This window comes from Rothia sp. HMSC036D11 (assembly GCF_001814205.1).
Classification (GTDB): domain Bacteria; phylum Actinomycetota; class Actinomycetes; order Actinomycetales; family Micrococcaceae; genus Rothia; species Rothia dentocariosa.
The window spans coordinates 152,808-172,901 of the sequence record NZ_KV815316.1 but is presented as its reverse complement, the minus strand read 5'-3'; the positions used below and the strand labels follow the sequence as shown (position 1 = coordinate 172,901).

Annotated in this window: 14 protein-coding genes; 10 read left to right on the top strand and 4 right to left on the bottom strand. The window is 50.6% G+C overall.

Features of this window, described 5'->3' with window-relative positions:
- Window positions 1-74: 74 nt before the first annotated feature.
- The 6 genes from HMPREF2958_RS10450 (at window position 75) to HMPREF2958_RS10425 (ending at window position 9,187) form a co-directional block, all read left to right on the top strand.
- On the top strand, window positions 75-3,566 hold the full coding sequence (locus tag HMPREF2958_RS10450; RefSeq protein ID WP_070697926.1) for a bifunctional proline dehydrogenase/L-glutamate gamma-semialdehyde dehydrogenase: 3,492 nt from the start codon (window positions 75-77) through the stop codon (window positions 3,564-3,566).
- 293 nt (window positions 3,567-3,859) lie between these two features.
- On the top strand, window positions 3,860-4,246 hold the full coding sequence (gene gcvH / locus HMPREF2958_RS10445) for a glycine cleavage system protein GcvH (RefSeq protein ID WP_004004367.1): 387 nt from the start codon (window positions 3,860-3,862) through the stop codon (window positions 4,244-4,246).
- Between the two features lie 450 nt (window positions 4,247-4,696).
- Entirely contained in the window at window positions 4,697-5,473 is a 777-nt protein-coding gene (locus HMPREF2958_RS10440) for a transcriptional regulator FtsR (protein ID WP_070619856.1), read from the top strand.
- A gap of 588 nt (window positions 5,474-6,061) precedes the next feature.
- The gene (locus HMPREF2958_RS10435; RefSeq protein WP_070524424.1) at window positions 6,062-6,649 is read left to right on the top strand and encodes a MerR family transcriptional regulator; all 588 of its coding nucleotides are present in this window, start codon (window positions 6,062-6,064) and stop codon (window positions 6,647-6,649) included.
- 189 nt (window positions 6,650-6,838) lie between these two features.
- Window positions 6,839-7,651, top strand: coding sequence for a ParA family protein (locus tag HMPREF2958_RS10430; protein ID WP_070523413.1), 813 nt, complete (start codon window positions 6,839-6,841; stop codon window positions 7,649-7,651).
- A 99-nt stretch (window positions 7,652-7,750) separates the two neighbouring features.
- A complete protein-coding gene (locus HMPREF2958_RS10425) occupies window positions 7,751-9,187 on the top strand; it encodes a mycothione reductase (protein ID WP_070697925.1) in 1,437 nt (478 codons plus the stop codon).
- A gap of 75 nt (window positions 9,188-9,262) precedes the next feature.
- On the opposite strand, the gene HMPREF2958_RS10420 is transcribed toward HMPREF2958_RS10425, so the two are convergent.
- Together HMPREF2958_RS10420 and HMPREF2958_RS10415 are read right to left on the bottom strand one after the other, a co-directional pair.
- The gene (locus tag HMPREF2958_RS10420) at window positions 9,263-11,368 is read right to left on the bottom strand and encodes an AMP-dependent synthetase/ligase (RefSeq protein WP_070697924.1); all 2,106 of its coding nucleotides are present in this window, start codon (window positions 11,366-11,368) and stop codon (window positions 9,263-9,265) included.
- A 28-nt stretch (window positions 11,369-11,396) separates the two neighbouring features.
- The gene (locus HMPREF2958_RS10415) at window positions 11,397-12,260 is read right to left on the bottom strand and encodes an alpha/beta hydrolase (RefSeq protein WP_070697923.1); all 864 of its coding nucleotides are present in this window, start codon (window positions 12,258-12,260) and stop codon (window positions 11,397-11,399) included.
- Window positions 12,261-12,598: 338 nt separating this feature from the next.
- Between HMPREF2958_RS10415 and HMPREF2958_RS10410 the strand changes: the two genes are divergently transcribed.
- Both HMPREF2958_RS10410 and HMPREF2958_RS10405 read left to right on the top strand, forming a co-directional pair.
- Complete coding sequence (locus tag HMPREF2958_RS10410) at window positions 12,599-13,348, top strand: lysophospholipid acyltransferase family protein (protein ID WP_070627651.1); 750 nt, start codon at window positions 12,599-12,601, stop codon at window positions 13,346-13,348.
- A 119-nt stretch (window positions 13,349-13,467) separates the two neighbouring features.
- Window positions 13,468-14,829: a class II 3-deoxy-7-phosphoheptulonate synthase gene (locus HMPREF2958_RS10405; RefSeq protein WP_013398830.1), complete on the top strand. Its 1,362-nt coding sequence runs from the start codon at window positions 13,468-13,470 to the stop codon at window positions 14,827-14,829.
- A gap of 80 nt (window positions 14,830-14,909) precedes the next feature.
- On the opposite strand, the gene HMPREF2958_RS10400 is transcribed toward HMPREF2958_RS10405, so the two are convergent.
- Complete coding sequence (locus tag HMPREF2958_RS10400; protein ID WP_070697922.1) at window positions 14,910-16,574, bottom strand: serine/threonine protein kinase; 1,665 nt, start codon at window positions 16,572-16,574, stop codon at window positions 14,910-14,912.
- Between the two features lie 197 nt (window positions 16,575-16,771).
- Here HMPREF2958_RS10400 and HMPREF2958_RS10395 point away from each other — a divergent pair, with 197 nt between their 5' ends.
- A complete protein-coding gene (locus tag HMPREF2958_RS10395) occupies window positions 16,772-17,140 on the top strand; it encodes an Rv2175c family DNA-binding protein (protein ID WP_013398832.1) in 369 nt (122 codons plus the stop codon).
- A 108-nt stretch (window positions 17,141-17,248) separates the two neighbouring features.
- On the opposite strand, the gene HMPREF2958_RS10390 is transcribed toward HMPREF2958_RS10395, so the two are convergent.
- Entirely contained in the window at window positions 17,249-18,391 is a 1,143-nt protein-coding gene (locus HMPREF2958_RS10390; protein ID WP_013398833.1) for a polyprenyl synthetase family protein, read from the bottom strand.
- Between the two features lie 168 nt (window positions 18,392-18,559).
- On the opposite strand from HMPREF2958_RS10390, the gene dinB reads away from it, so the two are divergent.
- Complete coding sequence (gene dinB, locus HMPREF2958_RS10385) at window positions 18,560-19,894, top strand: DNA polymerase IV (RefSeq protein WP_070697921.1); 1,335 nt, start codon at window positions 18,560-18,562, stop codon at window positions 19,892-19,894.
- Window positions 19,895-20,094 lie beyond the last annotated feature (200 nt).

The following is a 20,094-nucleotide window of genomic DNA, read 5'->3' as shown; positions in this document are numbered from 1 at the left end:
CCTTTTGTGGTGAAATAGAGACATCAATACGCTTCGTGTGCTTATAGCACACCGTAGTTAGTTAGGAGTCAAGGATGACGCATCCTTTCGCATCTGAGCATTACCAGAAATTGGCTCAGGACGCTCGTGCACTCGTTCGTCAATGGGTGACTGAGTCTCAGTCCATTAAGCCAACTTATGCTGCCAAGCAACTGGCTGGTGTTTTGAAAGACCCAAAGGGTCTGCCCTTTACCGTTGGATTTGTCGATGGCGTCATTCGCCCTGAGGACGACAACGTTTCGGGTCGTAACCTATCTCGTATTTCTGGTCTAGCTCCTTCCTTCTTGCCGTGGTACATGAAGTCCGCCGTTGGCTTCGGCGGTAAGCTGGCCGGTAAGGTGTCGTGGCCTACCGTTCCTGTGGCGCGTCGCGTATTGCGCGAAATGGTAGGTCACCTGATCGTCGATGCTTCCGAAGAGAAACTGGGAGATGCCATCGCAGAACTTACCAAGAGTGGTAACCGTTTGAACGTTAACCTGCTGGGTGAGGCAGTGTTGGGTGATAATGAAGCCGAGCATCGTCTCTCTGAGACTAAGCGTCTGCTCGCTCGTGACGACGTTGATTATGTTTCTATTAAGGTATCTGCTGTCTCTGGTCCTCATCAGCACTGGGCATTTGACGAAGTTGTCGAAGAAGCAGTTCGACGTTTGACTCCGCTGTATGAGCTGGCCGCATCCTCTTCCCCCAAGAAGTTCATTAACCTGGACATGGAAGAGTACAAAGACCTCGATATGACCATTGAGGTCTTTACCAAGATTCTGGATCAGCCTCATCTGAAGGATCTTGAAGCAGGCATCGTGCTTCAGGCATACCTGCCCGATACTCTCGCCGCAATGCAGCGGTTGCAGGCGTGGGCAGCGGAGCGCGTTGCTAACGGCGGTTCTTCCATCAAGGTTCGTCTGGTTAAAGGTGCCAACCTCTCCATGGAAATCGTGGAAGGTGTTATGCATGGTTGGCCTGTCACCACCTGGGACACCAAGCAGGCTGCAGACACCAACTACAAGCGCATCCTCGATTACGCACTGCGTCCCGAGCATGCGAAGAACATCCGCCTAGGCGTTGCCGGGCACAACCTCTTTGACGTTGCGTTTGCGTTGCTTTTGGCTGAAGACCGCGGCGTTAAGGATCGCGTGGAGTTCGAGATGCTGATCGGCATGGCCGAGCAGCAGGCAGAAATCATTCGCCGTCGTGTAGGACACCTGCTTCTGTATGTGCCCGTGGTGAACCCCAAGGAATTCGACGTTGCTATTGCATACCTGATTCGTCGCCTAGAAGAGAATGCATCTTCCGAAAACTTCATGTCGGGTATTTTTGATCTCGCAACTGACGAAGAAATCTTCAAGCGCGAAGAAGACCGCTTTATGCGCTCACTGAACTCGGTCACTGATGAGGTTCCGGAAGGCAAACGCCATCAGAACCGTCAGACTGAGAACGCAGATAACGTCTTCGTACCCGCAGGTCGTTTTGAGAACACACCCGATACCGACCCATCGCTGTCTGGCAACCGTGAGTGGGGTCGCGCAATCCTTGAGCGTTCCAAGACCACTCAAATCGGTATTGCTACTTTGAAGGAAAACGAGCTAACTTCTGCCGCTGAGGCTGAACAGCTTGTTGCTGATGCTGAAGCATCGGGTAAGGTTTGGGGTCGTCTCTCTGGCGCTGAGCGTGCTGCTGTACTGCGTAACGTTGGTAAGGAAATCGCCCTGCACCGTGCCGAGCTTCTGGAAGTTATGGCTGCTGAGGCTGGCAAGACTCTGGATCAGGGTGATACCGAGGTTTCTGAAGCTATCGACTTTGCCTACTACTACGCAATGCTTGCTGAAGACTTGGAAAAGATTGACGGTGCTCAGGTACAGTCGGTTGATTTGACCGTGGTTGTTCCGCCGTGGAACTTCCCGACGGCTATTCCCGCCGGTGGTGTTCTTGCCGGTCTGGCTGCAGGTTCGGCTGTTATCTTCAAGCCTGCAACTATTACTGCACGTACTGGTGCTCTGATTGCTGAGATCATGTGGAAAGCAGGCGTTCCCAAGGACGTTCTGAAGCTCGTCAAGGTTGTTGACCGTGAGGCTGGCAAGGTTTTGATCTCTCACCCCGAGGTTGATCGTCTGATCCTCACCGGTGGTTACGAGACGGCAGAGCTCTTCCGCTCCTGGCGCGATGATCTTCCGCTATTTGGTGAGACCTCCGGTAAAAACTCTATCATCGTGACCCCCAACGCTGACATCGATCTTGCTGTCAAGGATGTTGTATACTCGGCATTTGGACACGCAGGTCAGAAGTGCTCCGCAGGCTCTACCGTCATCTTGGTAGGCGCTGCCGCACAGTCCGAGCGTTTCCGTCGTCAGCTTCTTGACTCCGTCAACTCTCTGCACGTGGCACATCCGCAGGATATTGAAGCTCAGATGGGACCTGTTGCACAGAAGCCTGAAGAGAAGCTTCTGCGTGGTTTGACTACTCTAGGGCCGGGGGAGCGCTGGCTCATTCAGCCTAAGGAACTTGACGATACCGGTCGCCTATGGAGCCCTGGTGTTCGTGAAGGTGTTAAGCCTGGATCTGAGTACCATATGACCGAGTATTTTGGTCCGATCCTGGGCATCATGACCGCGGATACTTTGGAAGAAGCTATTGAGCTTCAGAACGCACCGGATTACGGCCTCACCGCTGGTCTGCATTCGCTGGATGCAGAGGAGCTTGAGCTCTGGCTCTCCAAGGTGCAGGCAGGTAACGTCTATGTGAACCGTGGTATTACCGGCGCTATCGTTCGCCGTCAGCCCTTTGGCGGATGGAAGAAATCCACTGTTGGTTCTGGTACCAAGGCAGGCGGTCCTAGCTATCTCATTGCACTGTCCGACTGGGAACGCACCGAGGCTACCGCAACCGCTGTTCCTCAGTCAGTTGCTGTACGTGAAGTTCTGGCAACAGCAGATAATGCCGATTTGTGCACCGCAGAAGATTTCGCCTTCCTGACCCGTTCGGCATCCTCGGATGCTGAAGCTTGGGAGAGCGAGTTTGGTTACGGCTACGATCCCTCGAAGCTTGGCGTTGAGCGTAACATTCTGCGTTACGTTCCCACTCAGGTTCTGGTACGTGCTGACGAATCCGCCTCTGTGGCAGATGCTGTTCGTGTGGTTCTTGCTGGCTTGGCTGCGGGTGCGCCGATGGCTCTGTCTGTGGGCAAGGATCTGCCGGTCGCTGTACGCGGTATTCTCGAAAACAAAGGCATCAAGTACTTGGTCGAGTCCGATGAAGCATGGCGCACATACTTGGCTTCTAACGCTAAGACTCCGGTTCGCGCTCTGGCTGGTACTCCGCTTGAAGGTACTCGTATCCGTTACATCGGTGATGACGTCAAGTCCGTGTACACGGCCCTGGGTGGTCGTCCCGATGTTGCTGTGTACTTCCACCCCGTGACCGAGGCTGGTCGTATCGAGATGCTCCCCTTCCTGCGTGAACAGGCCGTTTCGATTACCGCACACCGCTTCGGTAACCCGAACCCCTTCTCAGAGAGTGTTATCTCCTCTCGATAAGTGAGGTTCTAGCCTGAGTTGGGCTAAATAGAATGAGATGCCTCGTCTCTGCTATACGTAGAGGCGAGGCATCTCACTATATTCTGTCTGGTTTTCAGAGTGTGAAGTTTTAATGAGGTACGTTTTCAACCTTATAGAAATTGCTTCTAAGAACCCATGACACGATTCGGAAAAAACGTGCTCAACATTACGTATCTATGAGATAATTTGTGTATTGCCTCTCGTATCCCACACCGTGAGAGGTTCGCACAGAACCGTGCGTAGCAAGAACACACTGAAAGGAAATCGCTGCTATGAGCAACGTTCCCGCAGAACTTCTGTACACATCTGATCATGAGTGGGTTTCCCCCCTTTCGGCTGAAGGTACTGTTCGCGTCGGTATTACCGATCACGCGCAGGATGCGCTGGGTGACGTGGTTTATGTAGACCTGCCCTCTGTCGGTGACTCCCTCGATGCTGAGGGTAGCTTTGGCGAGATTGAGTCCACGAAGTCCGTATCCGATCTTCTGTCACCAGTTGCTGGTGAGGTTGTCGCCGTCAATGAGGCGCTGGCTGATGACCCTGCACAGGTGAACTCCGATCCTTACGGCGAAGGCTGGCTTATCGAACTTCGTCCTGAAAATGCTGATGATGTGGCAAAGCTTCTTTCAGCGGAGGCTTATCAGGCTGAGTTGGACTAATTACTGGTACCTAGGCGTAGATATATCCGGTGATTACCGCCAAAAAGACGGTAATCACCGGATAATTTTGTAAAATGTGACGAAAAATAAATACAAATAATTCTAAAAATTTATCAATACCTATACTTATATATCGCGTGGAAAAATAAGGGTTTTTGGATGAATTGGTATTGTTTTACTACTTGATGGTTAAAGTTTTGTAATCTTTCGGCATCGAAAATGCCGTTATTCGGCGGTTTTCTAATGGAATTCTGAGACGGAACACTATAAGATTGACTCAAAGGTTCAGTGTTTATCATTTTGTGATAAATTATCTGAACCTCACTCACTCACAATACAAAAGAACAAGTAACGCCGTCTGCGAAGAAGCCGATTAGGTACTATGCAGCACGCCGAGGCGGTCTGCGCATCGGCGTAACTTTGACGAGCACAATTTCTCAAAGGAATACTATGAACTCCCGCATTGATGACAATCTCGCTCGGGCAGAGGCTCTAGTAGAGAGCGCTGAACGTGGCAAAGATAGTCGTGACCCCCGAGATATTAAGAGCCGCACTATAGGACAGGTTTTAAGTCAACTGGATCTTGATTTTCCGGGGATCAGCGCCTCTAAGATTCGTTTTTTGGAGGAGCGTGGTTTGGTCCACCCCAAACGTACCGATACTGGGTATCGAAAGTACTCCCAAACCGACATCGAGCGCCTGCGGTATATCTTGACGATGCAACGCGACTACTACATGCCGCTCAAGGTTATTCGTCAGCATCTTGACGATCTTGAGGCGGGGCGCGCCATTAACTCTGTACCTGCACCCGTTTCGGACGAGATGTTGGATCAGGTTTTAGGATCCACCAACGTTGCGGAAGGGCGTACATACAGTATTCGTGAACTCGCAGAGTACTCGGGTGCGCCCGTTGAGCTTATTCGTGAGCTTATTGACTTCGGCCTTCTGGATGACGAGGCAAATGCGAAATATACTGAATATGATGTGCTTATTGCCCGAGCTAGCGCTGAACTTATGGGACATGGCATTCAGCCCCGTCATCTGAGAGCTTTCAAATCTGCAGCAGACCGTGAAATCTCTCTTGTTGAGATCGCGGTAGCTCCTTTAGCTTCGCGCCGTGACGCAGCTTCTCAGACGCAGGCTCAAGAGCGAGCCGATAAGATTCGCAAACTTTGTCTGCAGTTGCATGCAACCCTTGTAGAGTCTGCAATGCCGACGTATAACTAGGGCTTTCTGCGCGCATGTAGTTAGAAACTTGCGCTGGCTTCTGCGTCTGTCTACGAAGTAGGGGCTAGTCCTGCCAAGAAAAATATCACTCAATCTCAGTGTTGGATGCGTGAAAGTTTGATCGCTTTTGCGCATCCATTTTTAATGGTTTGTTGCGGATATAGTGCTCAATATGAGTGAGGTTTACCTGTTTCTATGACCGTATTCTAGGCGCGCTTAGACGTTGTATGGGCGGAGAATAATCTACTAAAGCTCAACTCCCACCCTGAAGATGTGCAAGTTTTATGCTAAAGGGAGAGATAGGTTAAACTATAAAGGCTGCCGTAGCTTTCAGAAGGCGCGGTTCCTCTTTTTATCCCGTAATGTATTTGCTCTCTAAACGTGTAAAAACTGCTGGAGCTTAGTGCCCGGTATTTCCGTGCATTTGAACGGGTAACAAGGTAGGATAACAAACAGAAGTAACCCGTTCGGCTACGGACATCGGATAAGAAGGAGGTATTGCCAATGGCGCGATACGGCGTCGGTGACAAGACCACACCAGGGAATACCTCAAAAACTGGATCTCGTTCTTCTGAGGCTTACCATGATATGCATGGTACAGCCGAGCAGCTAGAAGGGTTTGAAGTTCTTCTTCCGATGGAACCGCCTCCGCGTGGTGAACAGGGGGTTCTTTTTAAAGATCCTGTATCAATCGTCGACGAGAACCTAGGGTACCGCGGGTCTGTTGCCAGGAAAGCTGCCGGGATTAGCTATCGGCAGCTTGACTACTGGGCTCGTACGGAGCTTGTGGTGCCTACTGTGCGCTCCGCCTCAGGGTCTGGGACTCAACGGCTCTATAGTTTCCGCGATGTATTGGTTCTCAAGATCGTTAAGCGCCTTCTCGATACCGGAGTATCTTTACAACAGATTCGTACCTCTATTGACCATCTTCATACTCGGGGGATCGAGGACCTTGCAGGAATCACCCTGATGAGCGATGGAACCACCGTTTATGAGTGTACGTCGCCGAGCGAAGTTATTGATCTCGTACAGGCTGGCCAGGGTGTCTTCGGAATTGCTATTGGGCGAGTCTGGCGTGAGATTGAAGCGAATCTGAATGGGCAACCTGGTGAAGAGATGCAGACGGTATCGGACGCGGAAGACGAACTTGCCGCACGCCGCGCCCGTAAAGCCTGACGTGCACTAAAACCTCAATACTCTAGTAGAGTGGTTTTAAAGACATACGCTGTGGCACCACATATGCGTGATATACACGAGTGTAAAGATTATTGGGAAAACTTGCGATCGAGAGTTATCGAACGCAAGTAATTTCGATAAAATAAGAGTGCACTCATTCAATTGTTGAACTTATAACTTCGGAGCGCCATGCCTAGAATTGTCAGTGTTAGTAGCCTCAAAGGTGGCGTGGGTAAGACCTCCATTGTGTTAGGTCTTGCATCAGCAGCGTTGCACGGTGGGCTCAAAACCCTTGTCATAGATCTCGATCCCCACGGGGATGCTAGTACCGGACTTGCCGCAGAAGGTGGGTGCCCGGACATTGCCTCTATCCTGCTTACCCATGACACCGATGCGCTCACCCGCCTTGTGAGCCCGTCAGCTTGGAATAACCTGGTGGGTACACCTACGCTGCTCACGAGCAATCCTATAGAGGGCGGCGAAATTCATGTAGCTCGTGGTTCGGCGCGTTCGGCCCTTCTCGATACGAAAGAGCCCGCACCCTTCATTGAACGGTTGCAGAACCTTATCGAAAATACTGGGAGCACATACGACCTAGTCCTCATCGACTGCCCACCGTTTTTAGGGACCCTTACAGCAACTGGATGGGGCGCAAGTCAGCGAGTGCTTTCGATTGCGGAGCCTTCACTTTTCTCCGTGGCGGGTACTGAGCGTACCCTCCGTGCGATTGTTAGGTTCCAGAAGGACGAGAATAGTTCTGTTGAGGCTGCTGCCGTTGTCGTGAATAAATTACGTGCCGACGATCCCGAGCACAGCTATCGGTACGAAGAATTGAAGGCACTCTTCGGGCAGCTTGTTGCTGAGCCTACGTTCAACGAGGAAGCTGTTATTCAGCGTGCTCTTGGGGCAGCACATCCGATTCACTTCTGGCCCGACGAAGAAGCTGTGGAACCCTCCATACGATTTACACGTCTGCTTGCCGGACTCATGGCAGCACTGTAGAGCCTAGAGACGGATGTCCTGTCCCCGGAATAAAACCCGGGGTATAGCGTTGTAACGTACGTATTAAGACTCAGTAATCTTTATTGCATGTGAGGGACTATGAGTATCAAAGAGCTCGAAATTATTGATGGCGTAGCACAGTACGACCTTATCGTCATCGGCTCGGGATCGGGGAACACCCTGATAGGACCGGAATGGGATAACAAGAAAGTAGCGCTTATAGACGGTGGTACTTTCGGCGGAACGTGCCTGAACGTTGGGTGCATCCCCACGAAAATGTTTGTGTACCCGGCAACTACTGCGCAGAAAGCACGTGAGCTCAATAAGTTAGGTATTGAGGCTGAAATTACTGCGATTAACTGGGCACAGATACGCGATCGTATTTTCCCTCAGCGCATCGATAAGATTTCTGCTGGTGGGCGTGACTGGCGCGCTGGTCTGCCTAACGTGGATTACTATCCCGAATACGTTCATTTTGTTGATGCTCATACAGTGCAGACAGAGTCCGGGCAGAAACTTTATGGTCACCAGGTTGTAATTGCTGCGGGTTCGCGGGCGGTTCTTCCTGCGGTTCCCGGTATTGACTTACCACAGGTTCATACAAACGACACGATTATGCGTTTGGAAGAGTTCCCTCAACGTCTTGTGGTGCTTGGCGGCGGGGTTGTCGCCGCCGAGTTTTCGCATGTATTCTCTGCTTTGGGGGCACAGGTTTATCAAGTTGTTCGTTCTAACCGTATTCTCCGTGAGGTAGATAAAGAAGTTGTAGACCGGTTCGTGGAAGCCGCATCTCACCAGTGGAACATTCTCCTGGAACGCTCTCTTGTTGAGATTCGCGAGAACGGCGATGGAACCGTTACCGTCGTAGTTGAACACGATGGTGAGGTAGAGGAGATTGTTGCGGATGCCGTACTTGCCGCAACTGGTCGTCGTTCCAATAGCGATACTCTTAAGGCATCCAGTTTCTTTGACGTCGATAGCCGCGGGTTTATTGGAACCGATAAATACCAGCGCGTACTGTATAACGGTTCTCCCGTACCTGGAGTATTCGCGCTAGGTGATGTCTCCTCGCCGTTCCAACTCAAGCATGTGGCAAACCATGAGGCACGGACCGTTCAACATAACCTTAGCCATCCCGATAGCTTCGTTGCCAGCGATCATCGTTTTGTCCCTGCTGCGGTTTTCAGTAATCCGCAGATAGCAACTGTAGGGCTCTCGGAAGAGAACGCTCGGAAGCTGGGAGAGCGTGAGGGCTTCAAAGTTACAGTGAAGAGCCAGAACTACGGCGATACCGCTTATGGATGGGCTATGGAAGATTCCGTGGGACTGGCGAAACTTATTGCCCGTAAGGACACAGGACAGCTCTTAGGCGCCCACCTTGTAGGGGAAGAAGCCTCAGTACTGATTCAGCCGCTTATTCAAGCCATGAGCTTCGGATTGGGTGTGAAAGACATGGCCCGTGGTCAGTATTGGATTCACCCTGCTTTGACTGAAGTTATAGAAAATGCTCTTCTTGGGCTAGATGTAGATAACTAGTTTTCATATATAAAGCTGTGGAGGCTCTCACCAATCTTGGTGAGAGCCTCCACAGCTTTTAGCCTCTTTTCGCGTTCAAGAGCTACGATTCTTCCGAAGAGATTCGTGGAGCTTTTTGTTGTTTTCTAAATCTCCGCGCACGTGCTCTTTACCATCAGGGTATGTACGCTCTTCATCTGAAGGTGTGGCTCGGACTGGCTGATGCTGAGATAACTTTTCTGCCGCTTGTCCTTTAAACTCTTCAAGGCGTTCAGTCGCTTCGACCTTTAGATCATGAAGTTTTTCTGTCTTCTCTGTTTTGAACTCATGGAGCCTATCAGAAGCTTGCTCGGCGTAGCTTTGCAGACGTTCGAGTTTATTATTAGCGCTTTCCGAAACACGGCTATAGATGTCATCCACATAAGCAGAAAAATCCTGCAGAATCTTAGCCCGTTTGAGCTTTTGAGAAGGTGTTAAATAGCCGTCCGCCTCCGTCAAATCCTTACCCATAATGCGGAATTCGCGGATAGCTTCTGCGCGAGATACCAGTTGATTAGCCTCGTCAATAATGCGCTGGATCGCGGCACGCACGGCAGGATGCACGGCGGCCTCCGGCATGGAAAGGGAACGCGGAAGCCCCAAATGTTCAAGCTGATCGGGGAGAGTATCGGGATCGAGAGTAACTAAAGCCGCAATAAAGGGTTTCTGATCTCCCACGAGCATAGCCTGAGATACCAAGGGAGAAGTTCGTAGATGGTTCTCCGCAGTGCCCGGAATAACATTCTTGCCCCCGGCCGTCACGATGATTTCTTTTTTGCGCCCCACAATTTTGAGGAGCCCTTGATCATCGAAACGGGCTAGATCACCGCTCTTGAACCATCCATCGTCAGTGAAAGACTGGGCATTTTCAGCGGGGTTTTTGTAGTATTCCTTCATCACGCCGATTCCACGCAGTTCAAGCTCGCCATCTTCGGCAAGACGGCCTTGAGAACCTGGCAGAAGCGGACCAATAGCCCCGATCTGAAAATTGCTGATGCGCCCGGCAGCAATCGGCGCACATGTTTCCGTGAGACCATAACCCTCAACCACTCGGACTCCTACCGCATGGTAGAAATGATTCAACCGTGGGGAGAGAGGCCCGCCTCCGCAGACTGCGTAACGTAATTTACCGCCCATAGCGGCGCGCAATTTTGTGTAAACTAGCTTATCGTAGAGTGCATATTGTGCCGCCAACTTGAGGGGGAGTCGTCCAGAAACTTTAGCCTCAGACCAAGCGATGGCGACCTTAACCGCTCGCTTAAAAAGATTTTCGTTTATGGTTCCGCCACGAGCCGCCTTAGCCAATGCTCCCTCATAAATCTTTTCAAAGACACGCGGTACCACCAGCAACATGGTGGGCTTAAAACTATCCAGATCAGCCGCAAGATTCTTGATGGTAGGGGAGTGCCCAACAACAACCCCGGAATCCAAAGCAAGAACCTGAATAAACCTTGCCAGAACATGCGCTAAAGGTAAGAAAATAAGGGAAGAACTACGCGGATTAGCGATCTCCGGCTCCGCGATGCGCGTGTTAAGACTCAGATTAAGAAAGTTTCCGTGCGTGAGCGCACATCCTTTAGGCTTACCTGTTGTTCCAGACGTGTAGACGATGGTTGCAAGCGAATCGGCATGGGCATGTGTGCGGGCCGCTTCAAGTTCGGCATCGGAGACATCTAAACCTGCTCTGATGAGCATATCCAAATCCCCATCTTCAATAACCCAACGATTTTTAATATTGAGCGGGTGAAATTTATGCGCCTTATCAGTAATCTGAACCAGTTTATCGTTCTCCACAAAAATTGCTTGTGCCTCAGAATGCGATAAGGCCCAGGCAACTTGTGCGGGTGCGTTCGTCTCGTAGATAGGTACCGATATGGCTCCGGCATACCAGATAGCAAAATCTATTACAGCCCACTCAAAGCGAGTGCGGCTCATAATACCTACGCGATCACCAGGTTTAACGCCATGCGCAATGAGTCCCTTGGCTACGGAAACTACCATGTCATGAAACTGATGTGCGTGAATGTCCTGCCAATTGCCAGGCGACATCTGCCACCGATACAGCACGGGATTTGAGGTGTCGGAGGCATGGCGTTCCACAATACTGGTGAGATTCAACGCTGGATCTACCATAGCTTCTGCGGGTACGGAGACAATTTGCATACAAGGCCTTTCAACGCTGTAGCTTGGATTATGCTTCACAGTCAACGACAAAATCTTGTATCACGGATAAGACAAGTTCCGCGTCGTAGTCTAGAGTCGGCACATGGTAACTGTGAGTCAACCATTTAAAGTTTACCGGTGCTGAGCAGTGTTCTAGAAAATAGCGGTGCGAACTATCTGAGACAACATGATCGTGGAGGGAACGCAGATAAAGCACCGGAGCTCGTAGCAAGGGTATCAGCTCACGAGTCTCTCGGCCCAAAAGGTGAAGCTGCCGTACAGAAACGGTAGGAGTTCGCGGATATGCACCTTCATCAACTCCAGGACGGGCAATGTCAGATCCAACAGACTTGAGCGAAGGAAATATAGGGGCAACTCGGTGTGCCACTTTCATCATGGGGTTTACATCCACAAAATAGGGGTTAATGAGCACCATGCCTAGAACATCATGCCGAGCCGCTAAATTGGCAGCAATGCACCCGCCCATAGAAATACCGATTACGATAACCCGATAGCCTGCATTGAGGAGTTTCCAATATCCTTCATCGACACCATCAACCCACTCTTTATACTCGGTCGCCACCATGTCTCGCCAGTGTGTGCCATGCCCAGCAAGACGAGGCATCTCAACAGGGTAGCCGAGCTTAATAAAGTGATCTGCTATAGGTCGCATACTGTGCGGGGATCCTGTGAAGCCATGAATGATGAGAATGCCAACATCACCCTCATAGAGTTCACGGTCAGCCGGATGGGAAATAGGATCGTGGTTGAACTCCGACTCTAAAGAGCTTTGCGCACGCATTATTGAGGGCTGGATGGCAAGCTCACGACGCTGACGTGCCTGACGGCGGATGCGGCGCAACGGTTCACCTGCATTCTCGAAAATATTCATGGCTTCCTTTCAACAGTACGCTCTCACTTTGAGACTTGGAACCGTTCAAGAGCTGAATAGGTTCGTGGTCAATTATTACCTACAGCTCTGGGATAACACCGTCTGAGCTACGCTAAGAGCGCGAAAACGATAATATTCACAGATAACTATCAGACAAAAGTCACCTTGGCGTCGGGAAAGAGGGGATTTCGGCACGGTACTGCTAAAACCGTTACAATCTAATCACGTAGAGGTTTCGCATTGTTGCCGTCCTCTCGTGATATGTGCTCGCTAACCACATCCGTCATATACGGGTACGCGTGCCTATCCCGCATTTATTGTTTTATGACGGAAGAGTTATGACCCTCGCCTACAGCACCCTCAAATTTCTTAGTACGCCCATTCTGCATAGTCTCTATCGGCATGAGATTATCGGGCTTGAGAACATACCCCAGGGACCGGTCATTATTGCAAGTAACCACCTAGCATTTTGCGATTCAGTTTTTATACCTCTTGCGCTCGATCGCCCTATTAATTTCTTGGCGAAAAGTGATTACTTCACAACATCCGGTGTCAAAGGTCGCGCTATGGCTAAATTTTTTACAAGCATGGGTCAGCTTCCCATGGATCGTTCCGGTGGGGTCAAAAGTCAAGAATCTCTTGCCAGAGGCCTTCGGGTGCTAGAATCAGGCGGCATACTGGGGATCTATCCCGAAGGCACCCGCAGTCCTGACGGGCGTGGCTACCGTCCGAAAGTTGGAGTAGCAAGGTTAGCCCTTGAATCTGGAGTTTCTGTTGTACCAGTAGGGCAGATTGGTACGGACCTGGTGCAGCCGCTGGGAACAAACAGGCCGCACCTGCGCAATCGCGGACAAAAGATAACAATCCGTACAATTTTTGGAAAGCCGCTAGATTTCTCCAGCAGAAGTCACGAAGCGCATCTTTTCTCCGTACAGCGTGAGATTGCGGATCGTGTAGGTGTAGCTATTCGTGAGCTTAGCGGGCAAGAATATGTTGATGTGTACGCGGATGCGGTGAAAAAACTCATGGCGTCCGACAGCTTAACCGCCGAACAGGCTGTAAACCGTCTGTGTGCAGAGTGCCCATAAACTTATCTAAGACTGCGCCATATGCTCAGATACGGCATTTTAGGAAGGTACAATAATCTTTATCCTTGTAACGCCGCGTCAGCGTGCTGAACCATACAGAAATTCTGGAGTACACACCCATGAGCAACGCGAACCATAACCACCAGCTTGGCGCAGATTACGGGTTGGATACCTGGCGGAATCTGCATATAGATCAGCAGCCTACATGGGCAAATCACGCTGATTTTGACGCAACTGTTGCCGAGCTGAGCTCTCTGCCCCCGCTAGTTTTTGCTGGTGAGGTAGATTCTATGCGCGAACAGCTGGCGGAAGTAGCCGAAGGACGTGCGTTCTTGCTACAGGGCGGTGACTGTGCCGAAACTTTTGAAGGTGCCACAGCCTACAAAATCTCTGGTCGCATCAAAACTCTTCTCCAGATGGCGGCGGTTCTTACCTACGGCGCTTCGATGCCTGTGGTGAAGATGGGTCGTATGGCTGGCCAGTTCTCAAAGCCACGTTCCTCGGATACGGAAACACGTGGCGATGTTACTTTGCCTTCCTTCCGGGGCGAAACCGTCAACGGTTTTGAGTTCACGCCTGAAGCTCGTGAGCATGATCCTAAACGTATGCTGCGCGGCTACCACACCAGTTCCGCCACCCTTAACCTTGTGCGTGCTTTTACAAAAGGTGGCTTTGCAGATCTACGCGCAGTACATCAATGGAACCGTGGGTTTACTTCAAACCCAGCGCATGAGCGATACGAACAAACAGCTGATGAAATCGGCCGCGCCCTCAAATTCATGGAAGCCTGTGGAGTTGATTTTGATGCGCTCAAAACTACCGATATGTATGTGGGGCACGAGGCTTTAGTCCTTGACTATGAAAGGTCCCTCACCCGCATCGATTCACGAACCGACTTGCCCTATGACACCTCAGCCCATTTCTTGTGGATTGGTGAGCGAACTCGTGGGATTGATGATGCGCACGTGGATTTCCTCTCTAAAGTGCGTAACCCCATCGGCGTAAAACTCGGTCCCACAACCACCGCCGAAGATGCACTGGCCCTTATCGATAAACTTGACCCGAATCGTGAACCCGGTCGCCTCACTTTTATTACCCGTATGGGGGCTAAGAATATTCGAGAGAAGCTGCCTCCTATCGTCGCAGGGGTACAAGCTGCTGGTGCACAGGTTATCTGGGTAACCGATCCTATGCACGGTAACACAATTTCCGTTCCTTCCGGCTATAAGACCCGCCGTTTTGACGATGTACTCGATGAAGTTCGCGGTTTCTTCGAGGTACATGATGCTCTCGGCTCATTCCCTGGCGGTATTCACGTTGAGATGACCGGGGATGACGTTACTGAATGCCTAGGTGGCTCAGACGCTATTGATGAAGAAGCCCTAGCTGATCGTTATGAATCTCTTTGCGATCCCCGGCTGAATCACTCGCAGTCGCTTGAAATCGCGTTCTTGGTATCCGAGTATCTCAGGAACCGATAAGCAATCTAGTTTTAGCTTTATGCTGAAGGTCGCATAGAACTTTACAGAGTTTCTATGCGACCTTCGCATATGGGATTACTCTATAATCCGCCGAAAAGCCTGGAAAAATCTTGCCACCAGGCGGCCTGCAGCACTGATGTGGCGAGCATCCAGCCCGTAAAACCAGCCGCCATAAAGAGAACGACCACCACTAATGCAGCGAGGCTCCACGCTGTAGCTGAAGGTGGTTCGGCAAGAGACTCGGTAGGGAATCGAGGATCAAGAATGTGCCGACGTTCGCGCTCCTGCGTTTGAGAAATCCAGCTTTGTTCAGAGTCTAGAGAGGAATTTTGCTCCTGGTTTGCTTGGACAGGAACACTTGAATTCCGGCGATCATATATTCGTTGCGGATCTGCATAGGCAGAGAATGATTCATCATCCAGCTGCTCTTTGGACATAGACTTTTCTTGCTGAGGAACGTGCTGAGTGGAAGGTGATTCTGATCGTGGTACTGGCGATGGCTCTGGTTGTAGCGCGTTATGGAGATTCGCTGGTGCACTAGGGGTTGAAGATGGGGGAGATATTAGGCTCTCGTCGGGACCATGTGGTTCTGGACCAATACCGATATGCCCTTGTTCATGGACAGCAGGGGAGAGAGGGACACCAAAATCGTCAATTACCGAATTCTCTGCATCTACGTCGAGAATCAAATCTACCGCGCTGCCGTACGCGCTAATAGGAGTATCACGCACCATTTGCGCCATGCCGCTGCGCTCAGCAATATCACCCACCTCATCCCAAAGCGCAAGCTCGGGAGGTTCAAGATGCGGGGAACGCCATGCACGATCTTTAGGATTCAGCCGCTGGGCTATCTCGGATAAAGCAGTGAAAAGTTCCGTGGCGTCCTCGGGGCGTGCATCCGCTTGTTTACGTGTGCACCACCTGATAATCCCCGCTATATCGGGGTCGATTCCCGGAGCTACTTCCGTAATTGGAGGCATCTCAATGTTGGCGTTGTGGTAGAGAACCTGTTGATCGTTGTGTAAACCGGTAAACGGTAAACGACCGGAGAAAATACGGTACATCATAACGCCCAGCGCGAAAATATCCGCTGGAGCACCAACACGTCCTTGCGGGTCTAAAATTTCGGGCGCCACATAGGCGGGGGTACCCATAAGAACCCCAGAGTCATATTGGTCATTGCGGCGCGTAAGACCAAAATCTGCTAACTTAATGCGCCGCTGAGTATCTAAAAGAATATTCCCCGGCTTCATATCGAGGTGAACATACCGATGCGCATGCACCTCTGAAAGCCCCTCAACAACGGGAAGCAAAATTTCAAGACCTTCCCCCATAGACAGCGCTTGGCGAGAGCGAAGGAGCTGGCTGAGCGTACACCCATAAACGTACTCCAAAGCGATATACATAATGCGCTGCCCCTGAAGATACTCGGTACCTGAAGACAACACACCTACTGTGTGACCCCCGCCAATTTTACGCAGAGAGCTTTCCTCACGATGGAATTTTTGCCTGTTCTCCGCTTGTTCGGCAAGTTCGGGCGTAAGCACTTTAATAGCTACGGGATTATTCGACCACAAGTCAGAAGCGTAATAGACTTCACTCATGCCTCCGCGGGCTATCATTCGTCCCATGAGGTAGTGCTTTTCGAGCACTTGACCGGTTAACCGCAGCGGCTGCTTATGATTCGTTTGGGGAGCAGGACCGGGCACAGAGGAACCGGAATTAGGCTGTGGAGTATGACTCATAGTGATAAAAATTTTAGGCGATGCATTTGAATGATGCGACCCTATTTGTCATGTCGGAACCTAACCCTCAGCAGATTTTCAGGAAAGGTGTATACCTGTGATTTAGTCGTAGGCTAGATGAGCACGCTACTTGCAACACACCAGCTTGCGGTACGGAATAAGTGGTAATTGATTAGGCTCTCTGGCACTCTTAAAGGGTGACTAACGAAAATATTGCTCAGACCTTTGCCCTTGTAGGCGAGTGGGTCACTATTCCAGAGATCTCTGAGATCCTCGATCTGAAGATCACTCGCATACATAATCTTCTTTCTGACGGGTCTTTGATAGCCTTGCGCGATCCCGAAACCAACGTGCGTAAAGTCCCCGCACTCTTTTTGAATGGGAACCGCGTCTTGGAATCTTTAAAGGGAACTCTAGTCGTACTCAAAGACTCAGGGTTCAGCGATGAAGAAGCAATCGTCTGGCTGTACACGGATGATGACTCTCTTCCTGGGCGCCCTATTGATGCTTTGAAAGACGGACGCAAGACAGAGATCCGCCGTCGCGCGCAGGCGCTTGCCTGGTAAAACAAAACTAAGAAGAGTTTTTATCAAGATCGAGTTCCAACGGTACCCGAAAAATATATAGTTATGCGGCGCATCTAACAGCTTGGATGCGCCGCATCACCATCCTCTCTAAGCTTTACGGTGCAGCGCCTTAGCCGCTATCGCGCTGAGCGCGCAGCGTATCGGCTCGGATACCGGCAGCGCATGAAGAGCAGTATCTACAGCTTCTGACTTCTGAGCGATAAGCTCTTCGACATGCTCTAGAGCCCCAGAGCCTATCATAAGCTCTCGGATTTTAGAGATTTGCTGGTTTGTGAGTTCCGGGTTCCCTAAGGCGCCTTCAAGCATCCTGCGGTCTTCAGCAGAGATATTTTGTGTTGTTAGCGCTATGAGAACGGTGCGTTTTCCCTCACGAATATCATCTCCGGCGGGTTTGCCTGTGGCGCTAGGTTCTCCAAAGACACCAAGTTCATCATCACGAAGCTGAAATCCTTCTCCCAGCGGAAGTCCGAAAGCACGATATTTCCCAAGAATCGGGTGGTCTTGATGCGCGATTGCGGTGAGTGCTAAAGCCCCTCCTAAGACGAGTGGGTGCTCACAGGAGTACTTTGCGGATTTGTATTGAATAACACGGTGAGCACGAGCGAGGGCGTTCTCAGGAGTCTCTGCTGGAATAACTTCGGAAAGCACATCAAGGTATTGGCCAGCCATAACTTCGGTACGCATAGTATCGAAGATGTTTCGCGCTTCGGTGCCGGATAAAGCACCTTCTCCGATGGATGAGAACATCTGTTCCGACCACGAAAGGCACAGATCGCCCGCGATGATTCCACCGGTTAGGCCGTAGTTGAAAGTATCGCCCACCCATGAGTTCTGGATGTGCTGCGTTTCAAACTTTTTATGTACTGAGGGCTTTCCGCGGCGTGTATCAGAGCGATCGATAATATCGTCGTGAATAAGAGCCGCTGATTGAAAGAGCTCAAGGGCAGCCCCTGCTCGAATAATAGGGGCAGGAGCCGACCCTTCGAGTATGGAGTCTCCTCCAGCACCTCGCCATCCCCAATAGCTCAGAAGAGCCCGGAGACGTTTCCCCCCGGAAGAGAGCGACTCGATAGCTTCAAGAAGGGGCAGTGCATCGTGAGATATAGCGGTCAGCAGAGTGCGTTGTTGTGCGAAAAATTCTGACATAGTAGCTTCGACTGCGCGTAGGTAAGCTTCTTGCTCAGACTTAACGCCGTCGCTGAGATTTTCAGGTTTCGGCTGTTCTGCCATGTTTGTGTTCCTTAGGGGAGTGCGCGCGAATACTCCTCTAGAGTAAAGCACCGGTCGATATTTGCGAATATTATAACCTTCCTAAGGTCTGAGGTTTCTATAATGTAGAATACAAGTACTAATTATAGAATATATATGCTATTATATTGTGAATTGGGAAGGAGGGGTATGAACCAGCAGCAGGGACGCGTTGTTATGCATCTTGATATGGACGCTTTTTTCGTTAATGTGGAGCTTCTGGAGAGCCCCGAATTACAGGGTGCACCTATTATCGTTGCTCCACAGGGGCCTCGCGCCGTGGTGTGTTCTTCCTCGTATGAGGCTCGCATATATGGAGTTCGTTCTGGTATGCCCCTTTCACGAGCTCTTTCTCTATGTCCTGCTGCTGTGGTCATGCCTCTTCGCGGTAACTATAGGTATTATTCGCAGGCTGTTATGGATATTTTGCGTGCAGAAAGCCCGTTGGTAGAACAGGTAAGCGTGGACGAAGCTTTTGTGGATCTCACGGGTGCAGTTATCCATGGAACGAGTCCTGTAGATATCGCTCAGCGTGTGCGTTCACGAATTGCGGAGGAACTTCATCTACCAAGCTCGGCAGGGATTTCCGTCAATAAACTTATTGCCAAGATGGCTTCGACCGGTAGTAAACCTAACGGGCTATGGGTGGTTCCTCCCGCAAAAGTCCGTGAGTTTTTAGATCCACTTCCTGTCTCAAAGCTCTGGGGTGTAGGGTCTAAAAGTGCTGCAGCCCTCGGTAAATACGGTATTACAACAATTGCTGGTTTACGCGAACTCGACATAAGCTGGCTGCGTGCACGGTTCGGACGAGCTGCTGGAGAACACCTTTGGGCTACATCTCGTGGGATCGATAGCCGTGATGTTGTGCCCTATCGTGAAGAGAAAAGTATAGGCGCTGAGCACACATTCGGGACTGATACTACGTCGGGGTATGAGATTACAGATGCTTTGCGCTCGCTTTCGTTTAAAGTGGGTATACGTTTGCGCCGTGCACGTAAGCTGGCAGGTTCTCTCAGCCTCAAAATTCGGTATGAAGGATTTGAGACTCATACGAAATCTGTGCCGTTGTCAGTTTCTTGCGATTCAGGTATGGAAATTTATCGGGCATCTCATGCTGCACTGCGCGGGATGGGGCTTTTGGCCTTTTCTGCTGAGCAGTCTCAGGAGTATGCGACACGCGCTATTCGCCTCATTGGTGTTCGCGCCGAAAAACTTGAACGTAGTGAGCTCGGAGTGCAGTATCCACTCTTCGACGATGCAATACTGTTAGATTTAGAGGCAGGTTCTAAACATCTTGAAGATACTGTGGGTGATGATAGATTCAGGCCTGGTGCTTGGAATGGAATCCGCAATGCTCCTGACTGGAGCGCAGTGGAACATGCTCTCGATAGTATCCGTCAGAAGTTTACTGATGCAGCTGTTTCTAGTGCTTCTGATCTTTCATATATTCACAAGAGCAGCCCAGAAAAACAGAAAACTTCTTAGGGGAGCGCTCTGGAGTATAGGGGAGTAAAAAGTGGAGGGGATCGAAGAATCTGGGGTAGAAAAATCTGTCCTGAGGTGAATCTTCCCATAAAGAGCGTAAACAAGACCATATTTGGTTAGAGAAGAAAATTTTCACGCGAGCGAGCGGTAGGTATCTTAAAAAAGGATTGCGGGGTAGTATAAAAGCAACGGAGTGTTGT

Bases quoted from the DNA above. Each gene is read 5' to 3' on its own strand.
- HMPREF2958_RS10430 (WP_070523413.1), top strand. From the start codon at position 6,839: ATGCCTAGAATTGTCAGTGTTAGTAGCCTCAAAGGTGGCGTGGGTAAG.
- HMPREF2958_RS10390 (WP_013398833.1), bottom strand. From the start codon at position 18,391: ATGGCAGAACAGCCGAAACCTGAAAATCTCAGCGACGGCGTTAAGTCT.
- gcvH (WP_004004367.1), top strand. From the start codon at position 3,860: ATGAGCAACGTTCCCGCAGAACTTCTGTACACATCTGATCATGAGTGG.
- HMPREF2958_RS10405 (WP_013398830.1), top strand. From the start codon at position 13,468: ATGAGCAACGCGAACCATAACCACCAGCTTGGCGCAGATTACGGGTTG.
- HMPREF2958_RS10425 (WP_070697925.1), top strand. From the start codon at position 7,751: ATGAGTATCAAAGAGCTCGAAATTATTGATGGCGTAGCACAGTACGAC.
- HMPREF2958_RS10450 (WP_070697926.1), top strand. From the start codon at position 75: ATGACGCATCCTTTCGCATCTGAGCATTACCAGAAATTGGCTCAGGAC.
- dinB (WP_070697921.1), top strand. From the start codon at position 18,560: ATGAACCAGCAGCAGGGACGCGTTGTTATGCATCTTGATATGGACGCT.
- HMPREF2958_RS10410 (WP_070627651.1), top strand. From the start codon at position 12,599: ATGACCCTCGCCTACAGCACCCTCAAATTTCTTAGTACGCCCATTCTG.
- HMPREF2958_RS10420 (WP_070697924.1), bottom strand. From the start codon at position 11,368: ATGCAAATTGTCTCCGTACCCGCAGAAGCTATGGTAGATCCAGCGTTG.
- HMPREF2958_RS10415 (WP_070697923.1), bottom strand. From the start codon at position 12,260: ATGAATATTTTCGAGAATGCAGGTGAACCGTTGCGCCGCATCCGCCGT.
- HMPREF2958_RS10435 (WP_070524424.1), top strand. From the start codon at position 6,062: ATGCATGGTACAGCCGAGCAGCTAGAAGGGTTTGAAGTTCTTCTTCCG.
- HMPREF2958_RS10400 (WP_070697922.1), bottom strand. From the start codon at position 16,574: ATGAGTCATACTCCACAGCCTAATTCCGGTTCCTCTGTGCCCGGTCCT.
- HMPREF2958_RS10440 (WP_070619856.1), top strand. From the start codon at position 4,697: ATGAACTCCCGCATTGATGACAATCTCGCTCGGGCAGAGGCTCTAGTA.